An 18687-nucleotide genomic window follows, 5' to 3' on the forward strand; every position below is an offset into this window, starting at 1 on the left:
CTCACGCACGACATTTCTGACGGTGTTTCAGAACTGATACCAGTTCTAGTTGCGATCCGGAAGGGTGGTGCACCGCACACGGACACCCGACCGGACCCCCTCGCGCATACGGTTCGCCCGGGCGACCATTGAAACGAGTTCTACAAGTTCCCGTACAGTGGCGGCAGTTCGTAGGGGCGGCAGTACGGCTGGAGCGGCGGAAGGCGACCGATGGACGAGGCGACGCAGGTGACCGACCACAGCGGGGGCGTGCACAGCATCCGCGTACCGATCCCCGACAACCCGCTCGGCTTCACCCTCGTCTACCTGGTCGACACCGACGCGGGCCCGGTCCTGATCGACACCGGCTGGGACGACCCGACGTCCTGGGACGCACTGACCACCGGCCTGACCGCCTGCGGAACCAGCGTCGAGGAACTGACCGGCATCCTGATCACCCATCACCACCCGGACCACCACGGCCTGTCGGAGAAGGTGCGGGAGGCCTCCGGCGCCTGGATCGCGATGCACGAGGCGGACGTGGCGGTGGTCCGGCGCACCCGGGAGAACAAGCCGGCGCGCTGGTACGCGTACATGGTGCGGAAGTTGGTCGCGGCCGGTGCGCCCGAGGACCACATCGCCCCGCTGATCGCGGCCCGCGACTCCGGCAAGCAGCGCCAACTTCCGGGCTTCGCCCCCGCGTTGCCGGACCGCACCATCACCCCAGGTGACCTGCTCGACCTGCCGGGCCGCAGGCTGCGCGCGATCTGGACGCCGGGCCACACCCCGGGGCACGTATGCCTGCACCTGGAAGAGGAACACCCCGCTGGCCGCGCGGGCAACGGCCGCCTCTTCTCCGGCGACCACATACTGCCCGGCATCACCCCGCACATCGGCCTGTACGAGGACCCGGACGACGCCACCGTCACCGACCCGCTCGGCGACTACCTCGACTCGCTCGAACGAGTGGGACGGCTCGACCCGGCGGAGGTCCTCCCGGCACACCAGCACACGTTCACCGACGCCCCGGCGCGCGTGGCCGAGTTGCTGGACCACCACGAGGACCGCCTGACCGGCCTCCTCACCCTCCTCTCCTCCCCCCTCACTCCATGGCAGCTCGCCGAGCGCATGGAGTGGAACCGCCCGTGGGCCCAAATCCCTTACGGGTCACGGACGATCGCGGTGTCGGAGGCGGAGGCACATCTGCGCCGTCTCCAGAAGGCGGGCCGGGTGGAACAGGTCTCGGGCAGCGACCCGGTGACGTACCAAGCAAGCCCGCACTAGGACAAGTTCCCGCCCCGGGAGGATCTTTGCCGTGCCCTGATGGAAGGCCCGCCCCCGCAGGCGTATGTTCTGGCCTCAAGGGCTCGCAAGAGCTGGAACGACAAGGGGGCGCCCGCCGATGACGCCGGACGAGGCAGTGGTCGGCCAAACGGGGAAGCTGGTTGTCGGCACACGTGGGGCCGGTGGTCCGGGTGAGGTGTTGGTGCAGGTCAGGGGCGGGACCGAGACCTTTCTCGCGTACTCGGACGAGCCCCTGGAACGGGGCGCCACCGTGCTCGTGATCGAGTCCCGCGGATGCCGGCAGGTCGTGGTCATGGCCTGGTCCGACCCTCTTCTCTCCGGCGGCGAGGGCGACGCCCGCTAAGGAGACGTACAGGCATGTTCGGATATCGCGTTCCCGCGCCCGACGAGGCGATGCTGATCTCGGGCGGCAGGCGGGGACTTGGGGGAGCGCCGTTCCGCGTCGTCACCGGGCACGGGAAGTTCGTGCTCCCCGTGTTCCGCAAGACCCGCTTCCTGTCGCTCGCGATGAGCGAGGCGGAAGTCGTCGAGAAGTGTGTGACCAAGCAGGGCATCGCCCTGACCGTGCGCGCCGTGATCGCCTTCAAGGTCGGCAACGACCACGAGTCGATCGTCAACGCCGGTCAGCGCTTTCTCTCCGACCAGGACCAGATGTCGGTCCTCACCGGCCGCATCTTCGCCGGTCATCTGCGCTCGATCATCGGCTCGATGACGGTCGAGGAGATCGTGACCGAGCGGCAGAAGCTCGCCACGGAGGTCCTCGACACGTCGAAGGCCGAGATGGCGAAGATCGGCCTGCACGTCGACTCGCTGCAGATCCAGTCCATCGACGACGGCCAGACCGGGTACATCGAGGCGATGTCGCGCCCGCACAAGGCCGCCATCCAGCGGCAGGCGCAGATCGCGCAGGCGCAGGCCACGCAGGCGTCCGCCGAGGCGGAGCAGGCGGCGGCCCGTAAGCAGGCCGAGTACGCGCGGGAGACCGCGGTCGTGCAGGCCGAGTACAACGCGCAGGTCGACCGGGCGAAGGCGCAGGCCGACCAGGCGGGCCCGCTCGCGCTCGCCCACGCCCAGCAGGAGGTCCTCGCGGCGCAGACGGAACTGGCCATGAGGCAGGCCGAGTTGCGGGAGAAGCAGCTGGTGTCGGAGGTCGTCAAGCCGGCGCAGGCCGACGCGGAGCGCATCCGCGTCCTGGCCCTCGCCGAGGCCGAGCGGATGAAGATCCAGGCGGAGGCGGCGGCGTCGTACGACCGGGTCGCCCTCGACCGCATGCTCATCGACCAGCTGCCACAGATCGTGAAGGAGGCCTCGGCGGGCCTCGCCGGGGCGAACGTCAACGTTCTGAACGGGGCGGACGGCCTGGGCGAGATCGCGGCGGGCCTGGTCGGCCAGGGCCTCACCATCCTGGACTCGGTCCGCAAGAACCTCTCCGGTGACGGGGCGGACGGGTTCGGCTCGGCGGTCGAGCCCTACGTGGGCGCTCCGCGCGGCAGCGACGACGGCCCGGTCGACGTCCGCTGACCACCGGCACCGGCGTTACGGCCTCGGGGCTCTGCCCCGGACCCCGCGCCTCAATCGCCGGCGGGGCTAGAAATGTCCACCGCCGGCTTTCAAGCCCCTGCGGCGATTGAGCAGCGGGGTCCGGGGCAGAGCCCCGATCTTTTCAGCCCCGCCGGCGTTTGAGGCGCGGGTGGCCGGGGCGGAGCCCGGGGGGCCGGAACCACCCCGCCGGGTACAGTAAGGGCGTCGTCAGTACGTACGTACGAGGGGAAGCCGGTGCAAATCCGGCGCTGACCCGCAGCCGTGACAGCCGGAATGCCTCGTACGTACGCGCTCGGCTCAGGACCGTCGAGGAATACGGAGCCGGAGCCGCCCGGTACCCCCGCGTGCCGCGCCGCCCCGCTCCCCACAGGGAGAGGCACCCGCCCCACCATGAACATTCGCCGCAGCGCCGCGCTCGTCGCCGCGACCGTCGCCATCGGCGCCATGGGCGCGCAGGCCGCGAGCGCGGACAGTGCCTCCCCCTCGCCGAAGACGGTCGTCCCGTCGGGCCTCTACGGCAAGGGCGACCCCACGTACGACGGAGTCTGGCGGCAGTCCCTCGCGCTCGTCGCGCAGGACACCGTGGGCGTCGAGCCCGCCAAGAAGGCCGTCGACTGGCTGGCCGGGCAGCAGTGCGAGAACGGCGGCTTCGCCGCCTTCCGCGCCGAGCCCACCAAGCCCTGCGACGCCAAGACCAAGATCGACAGCAACGCCACCGCGGCCGCCGTCCAGGCCCTCGCCGCGGTCGGCGGCCGTGACGGCGAGGTCGCCAAGGGCGTCGACCGGCTGAAGAAGAGCCAGAACGCCGACGGCGGCTGGGGCTACAGCCTCGGCATGGACAGCGACGCGAACTCCACGTCCGTCGCCATCGGCGCCCTCGCCGCGGCCGGCGAGAAGCCGTCCGAGGTGAAGTCGAGCAAGGGCAAGACCGGCACCGACGCCCTCGCGTCGCTCGCCCTCCCCTGCTCCAAGGGCAAGGACGGCGGCGCCCTCGCCTACCAGCCGGACAAGAAGGGCAAGCTCGCCGCGAACGCCGACGCCACCGCGGCCGGTGTGCTCGGCGGCCTCGGCACCGGCTTCGCGCCCGGCAAGGGCACGGCCCCGGACGCGTACACCTGCGAGGACGGCAAGAGCGCGGCGGACATCGCGCACAACGGCGCCGTCTACCTCCAGAACCAGCTCGACACCCACCTCTACCTGAAGTCCCAGCTGGCCGGCGCCACCGATCAGCCCGACTACGGCAACACCGCCGACGCGGTCACCGCCGTCGCCGCTGCGGAGGGCGTCAAGGCCACGAAGGACTCGTACACCTGGCTGGAGAAGAACGCGAAGGGCTGGGCCGCGCAGACAGGACCCGCCGCCTACGCCGAGCTGATCTTCGCGGCGCACGCCACCGGCAACGACCCGCGCGACTTCGGCGGGACGGACCTGGTGAGCGCGCTGAACAAGACCGGCCCGGAGCCCGCGTCCACGAAGTCGTCCGCTTCGGACTCGGACGAGAAGAAGGACGACGGCGGTGGCGGCGCCAACTGGTGGATCATCGGCGTGATGTTCATCGCAGCCGTGGGCGCCGGTTTCCTGCTCAGCGGCCGCAAGAAGCAGCAGCCGTGACCGCGCGCAGGTCGGCCGGGCTCGGCGGGCTCGTCATCGCAACTCTCGTCGCGCTCCTCGCCATGACCGTCGCCCCGGCGCAGGCGGCCGGGTACCGGTACTGGTCGTTCTGGGAGCAGGACGGCTCCAAGAACACCAAGAACACATGGACGTACGCGACGGCGGGCCCCTCGCAGAGCAAGCCGGACGACGGTGATGTGCAGGGCTTCCGGTTCGCGGTGAGCGCGGACTCGAAGGACGCGAAGCAGCCGCGCGGCGCCGCCGACTTCGACGCAGTCTGCGAGGACACCCCCGCCAAGGACGGCAAGAAGCGGATCGCGCTCGTCATCGACTCCGGCACGGCGGCCGACGCCCCGTCCGGCGAGACCCCGCCGAAGCCGCGCTCCGCGTGCGCGCAGGTCGCCGAGGGCGCGACGAGCGCCGACGCGCTCGCCGCCGTCGCGAAGCCGCTGCGCTACGACAGCAGCGCGATGCTGTGCGCGATCTCCGGGTACCCGAAGTCGGGCTGCGGCGATCAGGTGTCCTCGTCGAAGGACCCGGAGTCGAACGACCCGGACAAGGCGTCCGAGAAGCCCGCAGCGAAGGACTCCGGTTCGGACGGCGGCCCCTCGGTCGGCCTCATCGCCGGTGTCGCCGTGGTCGTCGTGCTCGGCATCGCGGCCGGCGTGCAGGCCCGACGCCGCCGCCGCTGACGCATGGCCGCCTCCCAGCTCCGCGCCCCCAGGGCCCACCGCTCCAACTCGCTGCACCCGGGCGCCTGGTGGATCTGGGCACTCGGCCTCGGCACGGCCGCGTCCCGCACCACGAACCCGCTGCTGCTCGCGATGCTGATCGGTGTCGCCGGGTACGTGGTGGCGGCGCGCCGCACCGAGGCGCCGTGGGCGCGTTCGTACGGGGCGTTCGTGAAGCTGGCGCTGGCCGTGCTCGGTATCCGCCTGGTCTTCGCGACGCTGCTCGGCTCGGCGATCCCGGGTACGCACCTGCTGTTCACGCTGCCCGAGGTGCCGCTGCCGGAGTGGGCGCAGGGCGTGCGAATCGGCGGCCCGGTGACGCTGGAGGGCCTGGTCTTCGCGCTCTACGACGGCCTGAAGCTGGCCACCCTCCTCATCTGCGTGGGCGCCGCGAACGCGCTCGCCTCCCCGTCCCGGCTGCTCAAGTCGCTGCCGGGCGCGCTGTACGAGGCCGGGGTCGCGGTCGTCGTGGCGATGACGTTCGCCCCGAACCTGGTCGCGGACGTCCGCAGGCTGCGGGCGGCGCGACGCCTGCGCGGCCGCCCGGACCGCGGTCTGCGCGGACTGCTCCAGGTCGGACTCCCGGTCCTGGAAGGCGCGTTGGAGCGCTCGGTCGCGCTGGCCGCCGCCATGGACGCGCGCGGCTACGGCCGCACCGCCGAGGTGCCGCCCGCCGTCCGCCGCGCCACGGCCGCGCTCACGCTGGGCGGCCTCATCGGGGTGTGCGCGGGAACGTACGGGCTGCTCGCTGCGTCCGGCGCCGGATACGGGCTCCCGGTGCTGCTGGCCGGGGTCGCCGCCGCGCTCGGCGGGCTGTGGCTCGGCGGCCGGCGCACGGTCAGGACCCGCTACCGGCCCGATGTGTGGGGGGTACGGGCCTGGTTGGTCGCGGCGTCCGGGGCGGTGGCCGCGGCGGTCATGATCTGGACCGGCACCCAGGACCCGGCGTCCCTCCAGCCGCCGGTGGTCCCGCTCGCGGCGCCGGAGCTGCCGCTGTGGCCGGCGGCGGGCATCCTGCTCGGCCTGCTCCCGGCCTTCCTCGCACCCGTTCCCGACAGGCCGATTCCCGACGGGCCGATTCCCGACAGGCCGATTCCCGACAGGCCGATTCCCGACAAGCCGACGGAGGCGTCGTCATGATCCGCTTCGAGAACGTCTCCGTGACCTACGACGGTGCCTCGCACCCCACCGTCGACGGCATCCATCTCCACGTCCCCGAGGGCGAGTTGATGCTCCTCGCGGGCCCGTCCGGGGTGGGCAAGTCCACGCTCCTCGGAGCGGTCAGCGGACTGGTCCCGCACTTCACGGGCGGCACGCTCGCGGGCCGGGTCACCGTCGCCGGCCGCGACACCCGCACCCACAAACCGCGCGAACTCGCCGATGTCGTCGGCACGGTGGGCCAGGACCCGCTCGCGCACTTCGTGACAGACACGGTCGAGGACGAACTCGCGTACGGCATGGAGTCGTTGGGCCTGACCCCACCGGTCATGCGCCGCCGCGTGGAGGAGACCCTCGACCTCCTCGGCCTCGCCGACCTGCGCGACCGCCCCATCGCCACGCTCTCCGGCGGCCAGCAGCAGCGCGTCGCGATCGGCTCCGTCCTCACCCCGCACCCCCAGGTCCTCGTCCTCGACGAACCGACGTCCGCCCTCGACCCGGCAGCGGCGGAAGAGGTCCTCTCGGTCCTGCAACGCCTGGTCCACGACCTGGGCACCACAGTCCTGATGGCCGAACACAGACTGGAGCGGGTCATCCAGTACGCGGACCAGGTGGCACTGCTCCCGGGCCCGGGCAAGCCACTGGTGGTGGGCCCCCCGGCGGAGGTCATGGCGGTCTCCCCGGTGTATCCCCCGGTGGTGGGCCTGGGCCGCTTGGCAGGCTGGGACCCACTCCCCTTGACGGTCCGGAATGCGCGGCGCGCGGCGACCGACCTGAAACACCGGCTCGCGCAATCAACGCCGGGGGCCGATCGAGAAGCTCGGGCAAATCAAGCCCCTGCGGCGATTGAGCAGCGGGGTATGGGGCAGCGCCCCAAGAAAGCCCCGCTTTGGGACGAGAGCCAGCGGGGTCCGGGGCAGAGCCCCGCGACGTCAACCACGTTGGCCGCAACCAAGAACCTGGGCGTACGCCGGGGACGGATCGAAGCCCTCCGCCACATCACCCTCACGGTCACCACCGGCGAGGTGCTCGCCCTGATGGGCCGCAACGGCGCCGGCAAATCCACCCTGCTCTCCACCCTCGTCGGCATGATCAAGCCGACCTCCGGCACGGTCACGACCGGCGGAGCCGTCCCCCACAAGACCACCCCCCGCGACCTCATCCGCAAGGTGGGCCTCGTCCCCCAGGAACCCCGCGACCTGCTCTGCGCGGACACAGTCGCAGCGGAGTGCGCAGCCGCGGACAAGGACGCGTCCGCCACCCCCGGCACCTGCCGCACCCTCCTGACCGACCTCCTCCCCGGCATCGCCGACGACACCCACCCCCGCGACCTCTCCGAGGGCCAGCGCCTCACCCTGGCCCTGGCGATCGTGCTGACGGCGGCCCCGCCGCTCCTCCTCCTCGACGAGCCGACCCGCGGCCTGGACTACGCGGCCAAGTCCCGCCTCGTCGCGATCCTGCGGAAACTCGCGGCCGAGGGCCACGCCATCGTCATGGCGACGCACGACGTGGAGCTGGCGGCGGAGCTGACCCACCGCGTGGCGATCCTCGCGGACGGCGAGATCGTGGCGGACGGCCCCACCCCCGACATCGTCACGTCGTCCCCGTCCTTCGCCCCGCAGGTCGCGAAGATCCTGGCGCCGCAGCGCTGGCTCACGGTTTCCGAGGTAGAGAAGGCCCTGGCATGACGGGGACCACGACACCACCGCCCGTCACGGGCCGCGCGACCCCTGTACGCCTCGGCCCCCGCTCCATCGCGGCGCTGCTCCTGGTGAGCGCGGTCGGCGTGGTCGGCATCGGCTGGCCGCTGATCACCGGGCCCGGGTCCGAGGTGAACGCGCACGCGCAGGACGCGCCCTGGCTGTTCGCGGCGCTGCTCGTGCTGCTGGTCGCCGTGGTCGCGGCCACGATCTCGGAGTCCGGCATGGGCCCCAAGGCGGTGGCGATGCTCGGCGTGCTGGCCGCGGCGGGGGCGGCCCTGCGGCCCATCGGCGCGGGGACGGCCGGCCTGGAGCCGATGTTCTTCCTGATGGTCCTGAGCGGCCGGGTCCTCGGTCCCGGCTTCGGCTTCGTCCTCGGCTCGCTCAGCATGTTCACCTCGGCCCTGCTGACCGGGGGCGTGGGTCCCTGGATGCCGTTCCAGATGCTGTCGATGGGCTGGTTCACGATGGGCGCGGGGCTGCTCCCCGGCGCCCACGCCCTGCGCGGCCGCGCCGAGCGCTTCATGCTCGCCGCCTACGGCTTCCTGGCCGCGTTCGCGTACGGCACGATCATGAATCTCGCGGGCTGGCCGTTCATGAACGCGCTGGCCTCCTCCGTGGCGTACCAGCCGGACGCCGCGCTGCACGAGAACCTGGCCCGCTTCCTCGCGTACTGCGCGGCCACCTCGCTCGGCTGGGACCTGGGGCGCGCGGCGCTCACCGTCGTCCTGACGCTGGTCGCAGGCGGCGCCGTGCTCAAGGCGCTGCGCCGGGCCACACGGCGGGCCGCCTTCGAGGCCCAGGTCACATTCGACGAGCCGCGGGCGTGAAGCCCCCCACATGACCCACGTCACGTACTAAGCGGGACCGTAGTCCCTTGGTGCACCTTCCTTACGTCACACAACGGACATTTACCCCACCATCCACCAAGTCCGACCTTCCTTAGTAAAAGCCAACATTGCTTCCACCCGTCGGTCTTTGTTTCTGTGGAGGAACCGCAAGGCACCACGCCCTGCCACCCCCGTCCCCCACGGAAGGTCACGTTTTGTCCGCCACGCTCCTGCGCCGTATCGCCACTCCGAAGAAGGCCATCGCCGGCGTCACCCTCGCCGCCGCCACGACCGGTTTCCTCTTCGCATCGGCCCCGGCCCAGGCCGCGTCGACGTCGGGCTCGGCGAAGGCCATCGCCCAGCAGAAGATCTCGAACTCGGCCCAGTTCAGCTGCTTCGACAAGATCGTGTCCCACGAGAGCGGCTGGAACCCGAACGCGACGAACGCCTCCACCGGTGCCTACGGCCTCGTCCAGGCGCTGCCCGCCAACAAGATGGCGTCGGCCGGCGGCGACTGGAAGACGAACCCCGAGACGCAGATCGAGTGGGGCGTGAAGTACATGAACGACCGCTACGGCAGCGCCTGCGGCGCGTGGGACCACTGGCAGTCCAACGGCTGGTACTGATCGCCTCCGGCGTTGACCCGGCCATCCCCTCGCGGCGATTGAGCCTTTCAAGCCCCTGCGGCGATTGAGCCATTCAAGCCCCTGCGGCGATTGAGCCATTCAAGCCCCTGCGGCGTTTGAGCAGCGGGGTCCGGGGCGGAGCCCCGAGACGTCAGCCCCGATGTGGGTTGCGGCCTCGGGGCTTTGCCCCGGCCCCCACCGCTCAATCGCCGCGGGGGCTTAATTGGCTCACCCGCGCCGGAGGCGACCGGAACGTCACAGCCGCTGGATGATCGTGCCGGTCGACAACGCCCCACCCGCACACATCGTGATGAGCGCGAACTCCTTGTCCCGCCGCTCCAGTTCGTGCAACGCCGACGTGATCAGCCGCGCCCCCGTCGCCCCCACCGGGTGTCCGAGGGCGATCGCGCCGCCGTTCACGTTCACCTTCTCCAGGTCCTGCTCGAAGACCTGCGCCCAGCTCAACACCACCGAAGCGAACGCCTCGTTGATCTCGACGATGTCGATGTCCTTCAGGGACATCCCCGCCTTGCCGAGCACCGCCCGCGTCGCGTCGACCGGCCCGTCCAGGTGGTAGTGCGGGTCCGCGCCGACCAACGCCTGCGCGACGATCCGCGCCCGCGGCTTCAGCTTGAGCGCCCGCGCCATCCGCTTCGACGCCCACATGATGGCGGAGGCCCCGTCGGAGATCTGCGAGGAGTTGCCCGCCGTGTGCACGGCCGTCGGCATCACCGGCTTGAGCTTCGCGAGGCCCTCCATGCTCGTGTCACGCAGACCTTCGTCGCGGTCGACGAGCCGCCACATGCCGTGCCCCGAGGCCTGCTCCTCCTCCGTGGTGGGCACCTGCACCGCGAACGTCTCGCGTTTGAAGCGCTCCTCGGCCCAGGCGGTGGCGGCCCGCTCCTGGGATATGAGCCCGAGCGAGTCCACGTTCTCCCGCGTCAACTCCCGCCTGCGCGCGATGCGTTCGGCAGCCTCGAACTGGTTGGGCAGGTCCACGTTCCACTCGTCGGGGAACGGCTTTCCGGGCCCGTGCTTGGACCCTGACCCCAGCGGCACCCGCGACATCGCCTCGACACCGCACGAGATGCCCACGTCGATGACGCCCGCCGCGATCATGTTCGCGGTCATGTGCGAGGCCTGCTGGGACGAACCGCACTGACAGTCGACCGTCGTCGCGGCCGTCTCGTACGGCAGGCCCATCGTGAGCCAGGCCGTGCGCGCCGGGTTCATGGACTGCTCGCCCGCGTGCGTGACCGTGCCGCCGACGATCTGCTCGACGCAGTCCGGCTGGATACCGGTGCGGCCGAGGAGCTCGCGATAGGTCTCGCCCAGTAGATAGGCGGGATGCAGATTGGCCAGCGCGCCGCCGCGCTTGCCGATCGGGGTGCGTACGGCTTCGACGATGACGGGCTCGGCTGCCATGACCTACGTCCTCTCCAGGATTCCCGGACCAGCACGACCAGAACTGGACAGACTTCGCGGACCTCGTGCTCACGAAACTAGAACGCGTACCAGTTCTGCTTGCAGTCTCGGGTCCCTTACCCCCGGTACGCAAGGGGCGTGCACGCACAACGCACTGAACCAACACGACCGGGGGCCTTGCTACTTCTAGAACCCGTTATTACCTTCACAGCCACAACTGACGGAGCGTCAGACCACCACGGGAGTGACTCCATGCCGTGCCCCGCGCTGCCCGACGGGTTCGACTTCACCGACCCCGATCTCCTCCAACACCGCGTGCCCCACCCGGAGTTCGCCCAACTCCGGCAGACCGAACCGGTCCGCTGGATCCAGCAGGAGACCGGCATCTCCGGCTTCGACGACTCCGGCTACTGGGCCGTGACCCGACACGCGGACGTCAAATACGTCTCCACTCACCCGGAGATCTACTCGTCCAACATCAACACCGCCGTGATCCGCTTCAACTCCTCGATCGAGCGCGACCAGATCGAAGTACAGAAGATGATCATGCTGAACATGGACCCGCCCGAGCACACCCGGGTGCGCCAGATAGTGCAGCGCGGATTCACTCCGCGCGCCATCCGGTCCCTGGAGGAGAAGCTCCGGAGCCGCGCCGGCGACATCGTCGCCAAGGCGGTCCAACAGGCGGGACCCGACGGCTCGTTCGACTTCGTCACGAATGTCGCCGTCGAGCTGCCGTTGCAGGCCATCGCCGAGCTCATCGGCATCGAGCAGAAGGACCGCTCCAAGGTCTTCGACTGGTCCAACAAGATGGTCGCGTACGACGACCCGGAGTACGCGATCACCGAGGAGATCGGCGCCGAGGCCGCCATGGAGATCGTCGGCTACGCGATGAACCTCGCGGCCGACCGGAAGAAGTGCCCGGCCAAGGACATCGTGAGCCAGCTGGTCGCGGCCGAGGACGAAGGCAACCTGTCCTCCGACGAGTTCGGCTTCTTCGTGATCCTGCTCGCCGTCGCCGGCAACGAGACGACCCGCAACGCCATCACCCACGGCATGCACGCCTTCCTCACCCACCCCGACCAGTGGGAGCTCTACAAGCGGGAGCGCCCGAGCACCACGGCCGAGGAGATCGTGCGCTGGGCGACCCCGGTCGTCTCCTTCCAGCGGACCGCCACGCAGGACACCGAACTCGGCGGACAGAAGATCAAGGCGGGCGACCGGGTCGGCATCTTCTACTCCTCCGCCAATCACGACCCGGAGGTCTTCGAGAACCCGGACACCTTCGACATCACCCGCGACCCCAATCCACACCTCGGCTTCGGCGGCGGCGGACCGCACTTCTGCCTCGGCAAGTCCCTGGCGATCCTGGAGATCGACCTGATCTTCAACGCGCTGGCGGACGCGGCGCCTGATCTGCGTCTCGCGGGCGACCCCCGACGACTGCGCGCGGCGTGGCTGAACGGAGTGAAGGAACTTCAGGTGGGCATTTAAAGCCCCTGCGGCGATTGAGCAGCGGGGTTCGGGGCGGAGCCCCGAGACCTCAACCTCGGCGCCGCCACAAACGCCCGTGGCCCCGACAACAAGTACGTAAGCCCGAACCCGGCCCCCACCACCACCGCCCCGCCCACCGCATCAAGCACCCAATGGTTCCCCGTCGCCACGATCGCGGACACCGTGAACAAGGGGTGGACGAGGCCGAGCGCCTTCATCCACCACTTCGGGGCGAGGGCCACGATGACGAGGCCGCACCACAGGGACCAGCCGAAGTGCAGCGAGGGCATCGCCGCGTACTGGTTGGTGACCGCGGTGAGCGTCCCGTAGTCCGGCTGGGAGAAGTCCTGCACGCCGTGGACCGTGTCGATGAAGCCCAGCGTGGGCATCAGGCGCGGCGGCGCGAGCGGGTACAGCCAGAAGCCGACGAGGGCCAGGACCGTCGCGAAACCGAGGGAGGTGCGCGCCCAGCGGTAGTCCGCGGGGCGGCGCACGTAGAGGACCGCGAGGACCGTCAGCGGCACCACAAAGTGAAAGGACGTGTAGTAAAAGTCGAAGAAATTGCGCAGCCATCCGACCGATACCACCGCATGGTTCGCCCAGTGCTCGATGTCGATGCCCAGGAACCGCTCCACCGCGTGCACCTGCGCCCCGTGCTCCTCGGCACGCGGCCTGCCCCCCGCCGCGACGATCCTGACCTGCTGATACGCGGAGTATCCGACGCGAATCAGGAGCAGTTCGAGCAGCAGGTTGGGACGGGCCAGCGCGCGCCGCCACACCGGCAGCAGCGGCACCCACGCCCAGCGGGCGGGGACCGGCTCCGTATAGACGGTGGGCCGCGCGGCCCCGAAGGCCGGATCCGTGCGCCGCAGGAAGGGGACGGCGCAGGCCGCGGCGAGCACCGCGACCAGCACGAGGTTGTCCCGCAGCGGCGCGAGCACCGGCAGCTGCGGCAGTACCGCGGAGGCCGGCAGCGTCATCACCAGGACGACGGCGACCGGCCACACCGCCCGGTCGGCGGTCTTGGCCCCCACCCGGCCGACCACCGCGAGCAGCACCCACAGAAGCTGGTGCTGCCAGGTCGTCGGGGACACGGCGACCGCGACACAGCCGGTGACCGCGACGGCGAGCAGCAGCTGCCCGTCGCGCGCGTACGCGATGGAGCGGCGCAGGCCGAGCACGGCCACGGCGGCGCCGAGGGCCAGGAAGAGAGCGATCTCCAGCGGCCCGGCGAGGCCGAGGCGCAGCAGCATGCCGTGCAGTGACTGGTTGGCGGTCGCGGCCGGATCGGCGGCGAGACCGGTGCCCGCCACGTGATGCACCCAGTACGTCCACGAGTCCTGCGGCATCGCGAGCCAGGCGATGCCGGTGCCCGCGGCGAAGGCGGCGCCCGTCGCGGCGGCGGCCCGCCTGCGCCCGGTGAACCACAGCAGCGGCGCGAACAGCAGCACGGTCGGCTGGAGCGCGGCGGCGACGCCGATCAGGACGCCGGACGCCGTCTGCCCGCGCACCGCGAAGCAGCCGAGCAGCACGAGCAGGACCGGCAGGATGCTGGTCTGGCCGAGCGTGAAGGCGTTGCGCACCGGCAGCGACAGCATGAGCAGGCTGATCGCGACGGGCGCCGCGAACAGTGCCGTACGCCGTGACACGGGCGGCGGCAGGGCGCGCGCGGCGACCACGCCGAGCGCGACGACCAGGGCAAGCGAGCCGAACGTCCAGCCCCAGCCCAGCGCTTGCTCCGCCGCGCGCGCGAGCGGCTTGAGGACGAGCCCCGCGAACGGCGGGCCGGTGAACCGGTCGGGCCCGTCGTACAGCGAGCCGCTGACATGCAGCACCCCATCGGGTCCGATCCAGGTCTCCAGATCGGTGAGGCGCTCACCCGGAGGAGCGCTCAGCACCGCAACAAGTTGACGCGCGCCCAGTACGGCCGCGATCACCCACAGGCCGGCGCGCAGCACGCCGAGCCGCCCCGTCACCGGAACCGTGGATCCCGGCGCCGCCCCTCCATGCTCCGCGTTCGCCACGCCTTTCGGACCTCCCGCTCAACTCGGCCGGATCACCGACATTCACCGCACATCCCGATAAGACGCAGGCAACTGCTCCTTCACCTGTCTGTCCACCGGAATTTGACGGGTAGGCAGTGTCTTCGGCCACTTTGTCCCGGCCTTCACACGTGCGGTTCCTTGACATAGATCACAAGAATTTGCATCAGCACCGTGCGAAGGCTTTGACGTTTCCCCAGGCCAGAGAGGGTTTCCTCACGGAGGGAAGTTAACTGAACACTACCCGTTGCGGGCGCGGGCGCCCCTATGGTCGATGCGTCGGCCGTTCCGCGTGAACGGCCGTTGCTCATGTCCCCGACGAAAGGAAGGCGAAGGACCCGTGTCCAGCGCCACTTCCATCGCCCCCAGTACCGTCCGGTCCTCCGCCCCCACGAAGGACCGCACCTCATCCGAGCCCACCACCACCGACCCCGCGCTGGTCAAGCGCGCGGTCAAGGCGGCAGCCCTCGGCAACGCGATGGAGTGGTTCGACTTCGGCGTCTACGGCTACCTGACCGCGACGCTCGGGCACGTCTTCTTCCCCGCGGCATCGAGCACGGCACAGGTCCTGTCCACGCTCGGCACCTTCGCCGCCGCCTTCCTCGTGCGCCCCATCGGCGGCGCCTTCTTCGGCCCGCTCGGCGACCGCATCGGCCGTCAGCGCGTCCTCGCCATCACCATGATCATGATGTCGGCGGGCACCTTCGCGATCGGCCTGATCCCGTCGCACGGCGCCATCGGCATCTGGGCCCCGGTGCTGCTGATCGTGGCCCGCATGGTGCAGGGCTTCTCGGCCGGTGGTGAGTACGGCGGTGCCTGCACGTTCATCGCCGAGTACGCACCCGACAAGCGCCGCGGCTTCTTCGGCTCGTTCCTCGAGCTCGGCACGAACGCCGGTTACGTCGCCGGTGCCGCGCTCGCGACGGTGCTCACGACGACGATGGCCACCGACGACCTCTACAGCTGGGGCTGGCGCATCCCGTTCCTGGTCGCGGGCCCGATCGGCCTGGTCGGCCTCTACGTCCGGATGAAGCTCGAGGAGACCCCGGCGTTCAAGAAGCTGGCGGACGAGGCCGAGGCGAAGGAGAAGTCCCGCCCGAAGCCGAAGCTGAAGGAGATGTTCGTCGGCAACGCGAAGCCGATGTTCCTGTGCATCGCGCTGGTCCTGGTCTTCAACGTGACCGACTACATGCTGCTCTCCTACATGCCGACGTTCCTCAGCGAGGAGCTCAGCTACGACGCCACGCACGGCACGCTGATCCTGATCGGCGTGATGCTGCTGATGATGGTCGTGCAGCTCCCGATGGGTATCGCCAACGACCGCTTCGGCCACCGCTGGGTGATCGGCATCGGCTGCGCGGGCTTCCTGGCGCTCTCCGTCCCCGCGCTGCTGCTGATCCAGCAGGGCTCGACGTGGGCGATCGCGCTCGGCCTCGCCGCGCTCGGCCTGCTGCTCGTCTCCTTCACGTCGTCGATGCCCTCGACGCTGCCGGCTCTGTTCGACACGAAGGTCCGCTACGGCTCCCTGGCCGTCAGCTTCAACCTGTCCGTCTCGATCTTCGGTGGTACGACGCCGCTGGTCGTGGCCTCCCTCATCGCGGCCACGGGCAACCTGATGATCCCGGCGTACTACATGATGGCCGCGGCCGTCATCGGCGGTATCGCGGTGTGGCGCATGAAGGAGTCCGCGGGCAAGCCGCTGCCGGGCTCGCCGCCGGCGGTGTGACGCACGCGTAGTTCTTCGAGGTTCTTCAACACTCGCAGTTCTTCAAGCGGGCGGGGCCGGAGCGATGTTCATCGCTCCGGCCCCGCCCGCTTTTCCTTTCCCCGTGCCTACGCTCCCGTGCCTACGCTGACGGCCATGACGACTCACCCACACTCCGGTCCGCCCGAGTCCGCGGCCGCCGTCGACGCCTACCTCGGCGACCTGCTCGCCCCCGCCGACGAGGCCCTGGCCGCGGCCCTCGCCGACAGCGAGGCGGCGGGCCTGCCCGGCATCAACGTCTCGGCCACCAACGGGAAACTGCTGAACCTGATCGCCCGCATCCAGGGCGCCCGCCGGATCCTGGAGATCGGCACGCTCGGCGGCTACAGCACCATCTGGCTGGCCCGCGCGCTCCCCGCCGACGGAGCGCTGGTCACCCTCGAGTACAGCGCCCGGCACGCAGAGGTCGCCCGCGCCAACATCGCCCGCGCGGGCCTGGACAAGGTCGTCGAGGTCCGGGTGGGCGCGGCGCTCGACTCACTGCCCGGCCTCGCCTCCGAGGGCCCCGACTTCGACCTGGTCTTCATCGACGCGGACAAGGTCAACAACCCGCGCTACCTGGAGTGGGCGCTGCGTATGACGCACCCGGGCAGCGTGATCGTCGTCGACAACGTGGTGCGCGGCGGCCGCGTGACGAACGCCGACTCCACGGAGGGCGACGTCGTCGGCACCCGCGCCGCGCTCCAACTCCTCGCGGACCACCCGAGGTTGGACGCGACGGCGATCCAGACGGTGGGCTCGAAGGGGCACGACGGCTTCGCGCTGGCCTACGTGAGTTCGTGACAGAAGCCGACGTGCACGCTGCGCGGCCCGCTCCGGTCGGCCACGAGCACCTCACCGGAGGAGCCGCGCGGCAGCGTCGCCACCCCGCCGTACGCGACGGGCTGACCGGGCCCCTGTCCCTGCTCCTGCGGCCCGAACCGCACCCGCACCTCGGAGGCGGGGTCGTCCTGCGAGCCGCGCAGCCAGAACAGGATCCAGTCGCCCTCCGGCCCGCACCGGAACTCCAGGTGCACCCGCGAAACGAACAGCCAGTCGTCCGGGGTCACGAGCCGGCACACGCTCGCGTCGCGGCCGACCCGCAGCACGGCTCCCGGCTCGCTCCGGGCCTCGGCCATGGTCATCGCGGCCGTCGCCCCCTCGTCGCCACCCGCCATGGTGGCCATGGTCAGTTCGAGCACCGCGCACCCCCACCACCGTCGTGCCTTGGTCACCCGTTGTCCCTCGCAGCCTATGGCGCCACGATCCGCTCTGGGACACTTGCTTCATGACCGAACGCAAACCGCCCGGAGTCAGCTCGGGATTGGCGGCAGGCGCGGCCGGGGCGCGAGTCGGCCTGAGAGGGCGCTGAGGCACGATGGACGCATGAGCATCGTCAAGATCAATGTGCTGACCGTTCCCGCCGAGCAGCGGGAAACCCTGGAGAAGCGCTTCGCATCGCGCGCCGGCGCCGTCGAGAACTCCGACGGCTTCGAATGGTTCGAGCTGCTCCGTCCCATCGAGGGCACGGACGACTACCTGGTGTACACGCGGTGGCGTGACGAGGAGTCGTTCCAGGCCTGGATGGAGGGCCCGATGAAGTCGGCCCACCAGGGCGGCGGCGACCGCCCGAAGCCGGCGTCGAGCAGCGCCGCGGTGTGGTCCTTCGAGGTCGTCCAGCAGGCGTCCCCCAAGTCGGCGTAACACCTCCGGCGCGGTAGGTGGGGACGCCCTGTGTCCGGACTCATCCACCGGCTACCCCGGTCCCGGGCATCCGGCCCGGGACCGGGGTAGCCGGGCCGGATGTCCCCGGGGTGACCGGGCCGGATGGGCCCGTGCAACCGGGCCGCGGGCAGCTCCCGGGTGACCGGTGCGACCGGTCCCCCGAGGCGCCAGGCCTCAGAGGCTCAGCAGCCGCTCCGCCGTCTCCCGGTAATCCCGGAGGGCCTGGCGGAGTTGTTCCGTGTCGTCCGGGGTGCCCTGCCAGGACGTGCGCAGGGTGCGGCGGTGGCTCGCGAGGGTTTCCGTGAGCCGGGCCGTCAGGTCCTCCAGGACGTGGTCGGCCTCCTCCACTGCTGCGCGCGGCTCGTCGACGAAGCCGGTGAGCGCGTGCCGCAGGCGGCCTTCGAGTTCATCGCGCTCGCCCGCCGGGACGAGGCCGGAGCGCCGCCCGGCACGTGTTCCGTGCTCGGGACCGGCCTGGCCACCCGCCACGGGGCCCGCCTCACGGCCCACCGGGGGGTCCACCCCTCGGCCCACGCCGCGATCCACCGCGGGATCCACCCCACGGCCCGCCCCGCGATCAACCGCCGGGTCCGCCTCACGCCCCACCATGGGGTCCACCTCACGGCCCACCGGCCGGCCCACCGTGGAGTCCACCCCACGGCCCGCCCCGCGATCAACCGCCGGGTCCGCCTCACGGCCCACCGTGGGATCAACCTCACGGCCCATCCGGCGGCCCGTCCCGCGATCCGTCTCACGCCCCACCGTAGGATCCACC

The 18687-nt window shown here is 70.8% G+C and carries 17 protein-coding genes and 1 riboswitch; of the genes, 13 read left to right on the forward strand and 4 right to left on the reverse strand.

The features are described from left to right. The first annotated feature begins 210 nt into the window (after positions 1–210). From OHA73_RS15020 to OHA73_RS15060, 9 genes are all read left to right on the forward strand, one after another. Positions 211–1263: an MBL fold metallo-hydrolase gene (locus tag OHA73_RS15020; RefSeq protein WP_327655284.1), complete on the forward strand. Its 1053-nt coding sequence runs from the start codon at positions 211–213 to the stop codon at positions 1261–1263. Positions 1264–1381: 118 nt separating this feature from the next. Next, positions 1382–1627 carry a hypothetical protein gene (locus tag OHA73_RS15025; protein WP_266720139.1) on the forward strand — a complete coding sequence of 82 codons (246 nt, stop codon included), beginning with the start codon at positions 1382–1384 and terminating at the stop codon, positions 1625–1627. A 14-nt stretch (positions 1628–1641) separates the two neighbouring features. Continuing rightward, entirely contained in the window at positions 1642–2805 is a 1164-nt protein-coding gene (locus OHA73_RS15030) for a flotillin family protein (protein ID WP_327655285.1), read from the forward strand. 232 nt (positions 2806–3037) lie between these two features. Then, positions 3038–3113: riboswitch (adenosylcobalamin-variant (AdoCbl-variant) riboswitch) on the forward strand. A gap of 103 nt (positions 3114–3216) precedes the next feature. Beyond that, on the forward strand, positions 3217–4437 hold the full coding sequence (locus OHA73_RS15035) for a prenyltransferase/squalene oxidase repeat-containing protein (RefSeq protein ID WP_266720135.1): 1221 nt from the start codon (positions 3217–3219) through the stop codon (positions 4435–4437). After that, positions 4434–5129 (forward strand): SCO2322 family protein, encoded by a 696-nt coding sequence (locus tag OHA73_RS15040; RefSeq protein WP_443063076.1) that lies wholly within the window; start codon positions 4434–4436, stop codon positions 5127–5129. Before OHA73_RS15035 ends, OHA73_RS15040 begins: the two co-directional genes overlap by 4 nt. Before the next feature lie 3 nt (positions 5130–5132). Then, positions 5133–6308 carry an energy-coupling factor transporter transmembrane component T gene (locus OHA73_RS15045; protein ID WP_327655286.1) on the forward strand — a complete coding sequence of 392 codons (1176 nt, stop codon included), beginning with the start codon at positions 5133–5135 and terminating at the stop codon, positions 6306–6308. Then, the gene (locus OHA73_RS15050; RefSeq protein WP_327655287.1) at positions 6305–8014 is read left to right on the forward strand and encodes an ABC transporter ATP-binding protein; all 1710 of its coding nucleotides are present in this window, start codon (positions 6305–6307) and stop codon (positions 8012–8014) included. Before OHA73_RS15045 ends, OHA73_RS15050 begins: the two co-directional genes overlap by 4 nt. Continuing rightward, complete coding sequence (locus OHA73_RS15055) at positions 8011–8856, forward strand: ECF transporter S component (protein ID WP_327655288.1); 846 nt, start codon at positions 8011–8013, stop codon at positions 8854–8856. The genes OHA73_RS15050 and OHA73_RS15055 overlap by 4 nt, the downstream gene beginning before the upstream one ends. Before the next feature lie 215 nt (positions 8857–9071). After that, positions 9072–9482, forward strand: a complete 411-nt coding sequence (locus OHA73_RS15060; RefSeq protein WP_266720127.1) for a transglycosylase SLT domain-containing protein — start codon at positions 9072–9074, stop codon at positions 9480–9482. Between the two features lie 255 nt (positions 9483–9737). On the opposite strand, the gene OHA73_RS15065 is transcribed toward OHA73_RS15060, so the two are convergent. After that, positions 9738–10907 (reverse strand): steroid 3-ketoacyl-CoA thiolase, encoded by a 1170-nt coding sequence (locus OHA73_RS15065; RefSeq protein WP_267070606.1) that lies wholly within the window; start codon positions 10905–10907, stop codon positions 9738–9740. A 252-nt stretch (positions 10908–11159) separates the two neighbouring features. On the opposite strand from OHA73_RS15065, the gene OHA73_RS15070 reads away from it, so the two are divergent. Further along, on the forward strand, positions 11160–12401 hold the full coding sequence (locus tag OHA73_RS15070) for a cytochrome P450 (RefSeq protein WP_266720123.1): 1242 nt from the start codon (positions 11160–11162) through the stop codon (positions 12399–12401). Here OHA73_RS15070 and OHA73_RS15075 read toward each other — a convergent pair. Next, positions 12398–14425, reverse strand: a complete 2028-nt coding sequence (locus OHA73_RS15075; protein ID WP_443063077.1) for a bifunctional glycosyltransferase 87/phosphatase PAP2 family protein — start codon at positions 14423–14425, stop codon at positions 12398–12400. The two genes, OHA73_RS15070 and OHA73_RS15075, sit on opposite strands and share 4 nt — an antisense overlap. A 358-nt stretch (positions 14426–14783) precedes the next feature. Between OHA73_RS15075 and OHA73_RS15080 the strand changes: the two genes are divergently transcribed. Further along, on the forward strand, positions 14784–16169 hold the full coding sequence (locus OHA73_RS15080) for an MFS transporter (RefSeq protein ID WP_267070605.1): 1386 nt from the start codon (positions 14784–14786) through the stop codon (positions 16167–16169). Between the two features lie 135 nt (positions 16170–16304). Then, on the forward strand, positions 16305–16991 hold the full coding sequence (locus tag OHA73_RS15085) for an O-methyltransferase (protein ID WP_327655289.1): 687 nt from the start codon (positions 16305–16307) through the stop codon (positions 16989–16991). Here the strand turns inward: OHA73_RS15085 and OHA73_RS15090 are convergent. Then, on the reverse strand, positions 16976–17389 hold the full coding sequence (locus tag OHA73_RS15090; RefSeq protein WP_327658464.1) for a hypothetical protein: 414 nt from the start codon (positions 17387–17389) through the stop codon (positions 16976–16978). The genes OHA73_RS15085 and OHA73_RS15090 overlap by 16 nt on opposite strands. A 184-nt stretch (positions 17390–17573) precedes the next feature. Between OHA73_RS15090 and OHA73_RS15095 the strand changes: the two genes are divergently transcribed. Further along, on the forward strand, positions 17574–17891 hold the full coding sequence (locus tag OHA73_RS15095) for an antibiotic biosynthesis monooxygenase family protein (protein WP_327655290.1): 318 nt from the start codon (positions 17574–17576) through the stop codon (positions 17889–17891). A gap of 195 nt (positions 17892–18086) precedes the next feature. Here the strand turns inward: OHA73_RS15095 and OHA73_RS15100 are convergent, their stop codons facing one another. Continuing rightward, positions 18087–18401 carry a hypothetical protein gene (locus tag OHA73_RS15100; protein WP_327655291.1) on the reverse strand — a complete coding sequence of 105 codons (315 nt, stop codon included), beginning with the start codon at positions 18399–18401 and terminating at the stop codon, positions 18087–18089. Between the last annotated feature and the right edge of the window lie 286 nt (positions 18402–18687).

The organism is Streptomyces sp. NBC_00483 (assembly GCF_036013745.1).
In the GTDB taxonomy this organism is placed as follows: Bacteria; Actinomycetota; Actinomycetes; order Streptomycetales; family Streptomycetaceae; genus Streptomyces.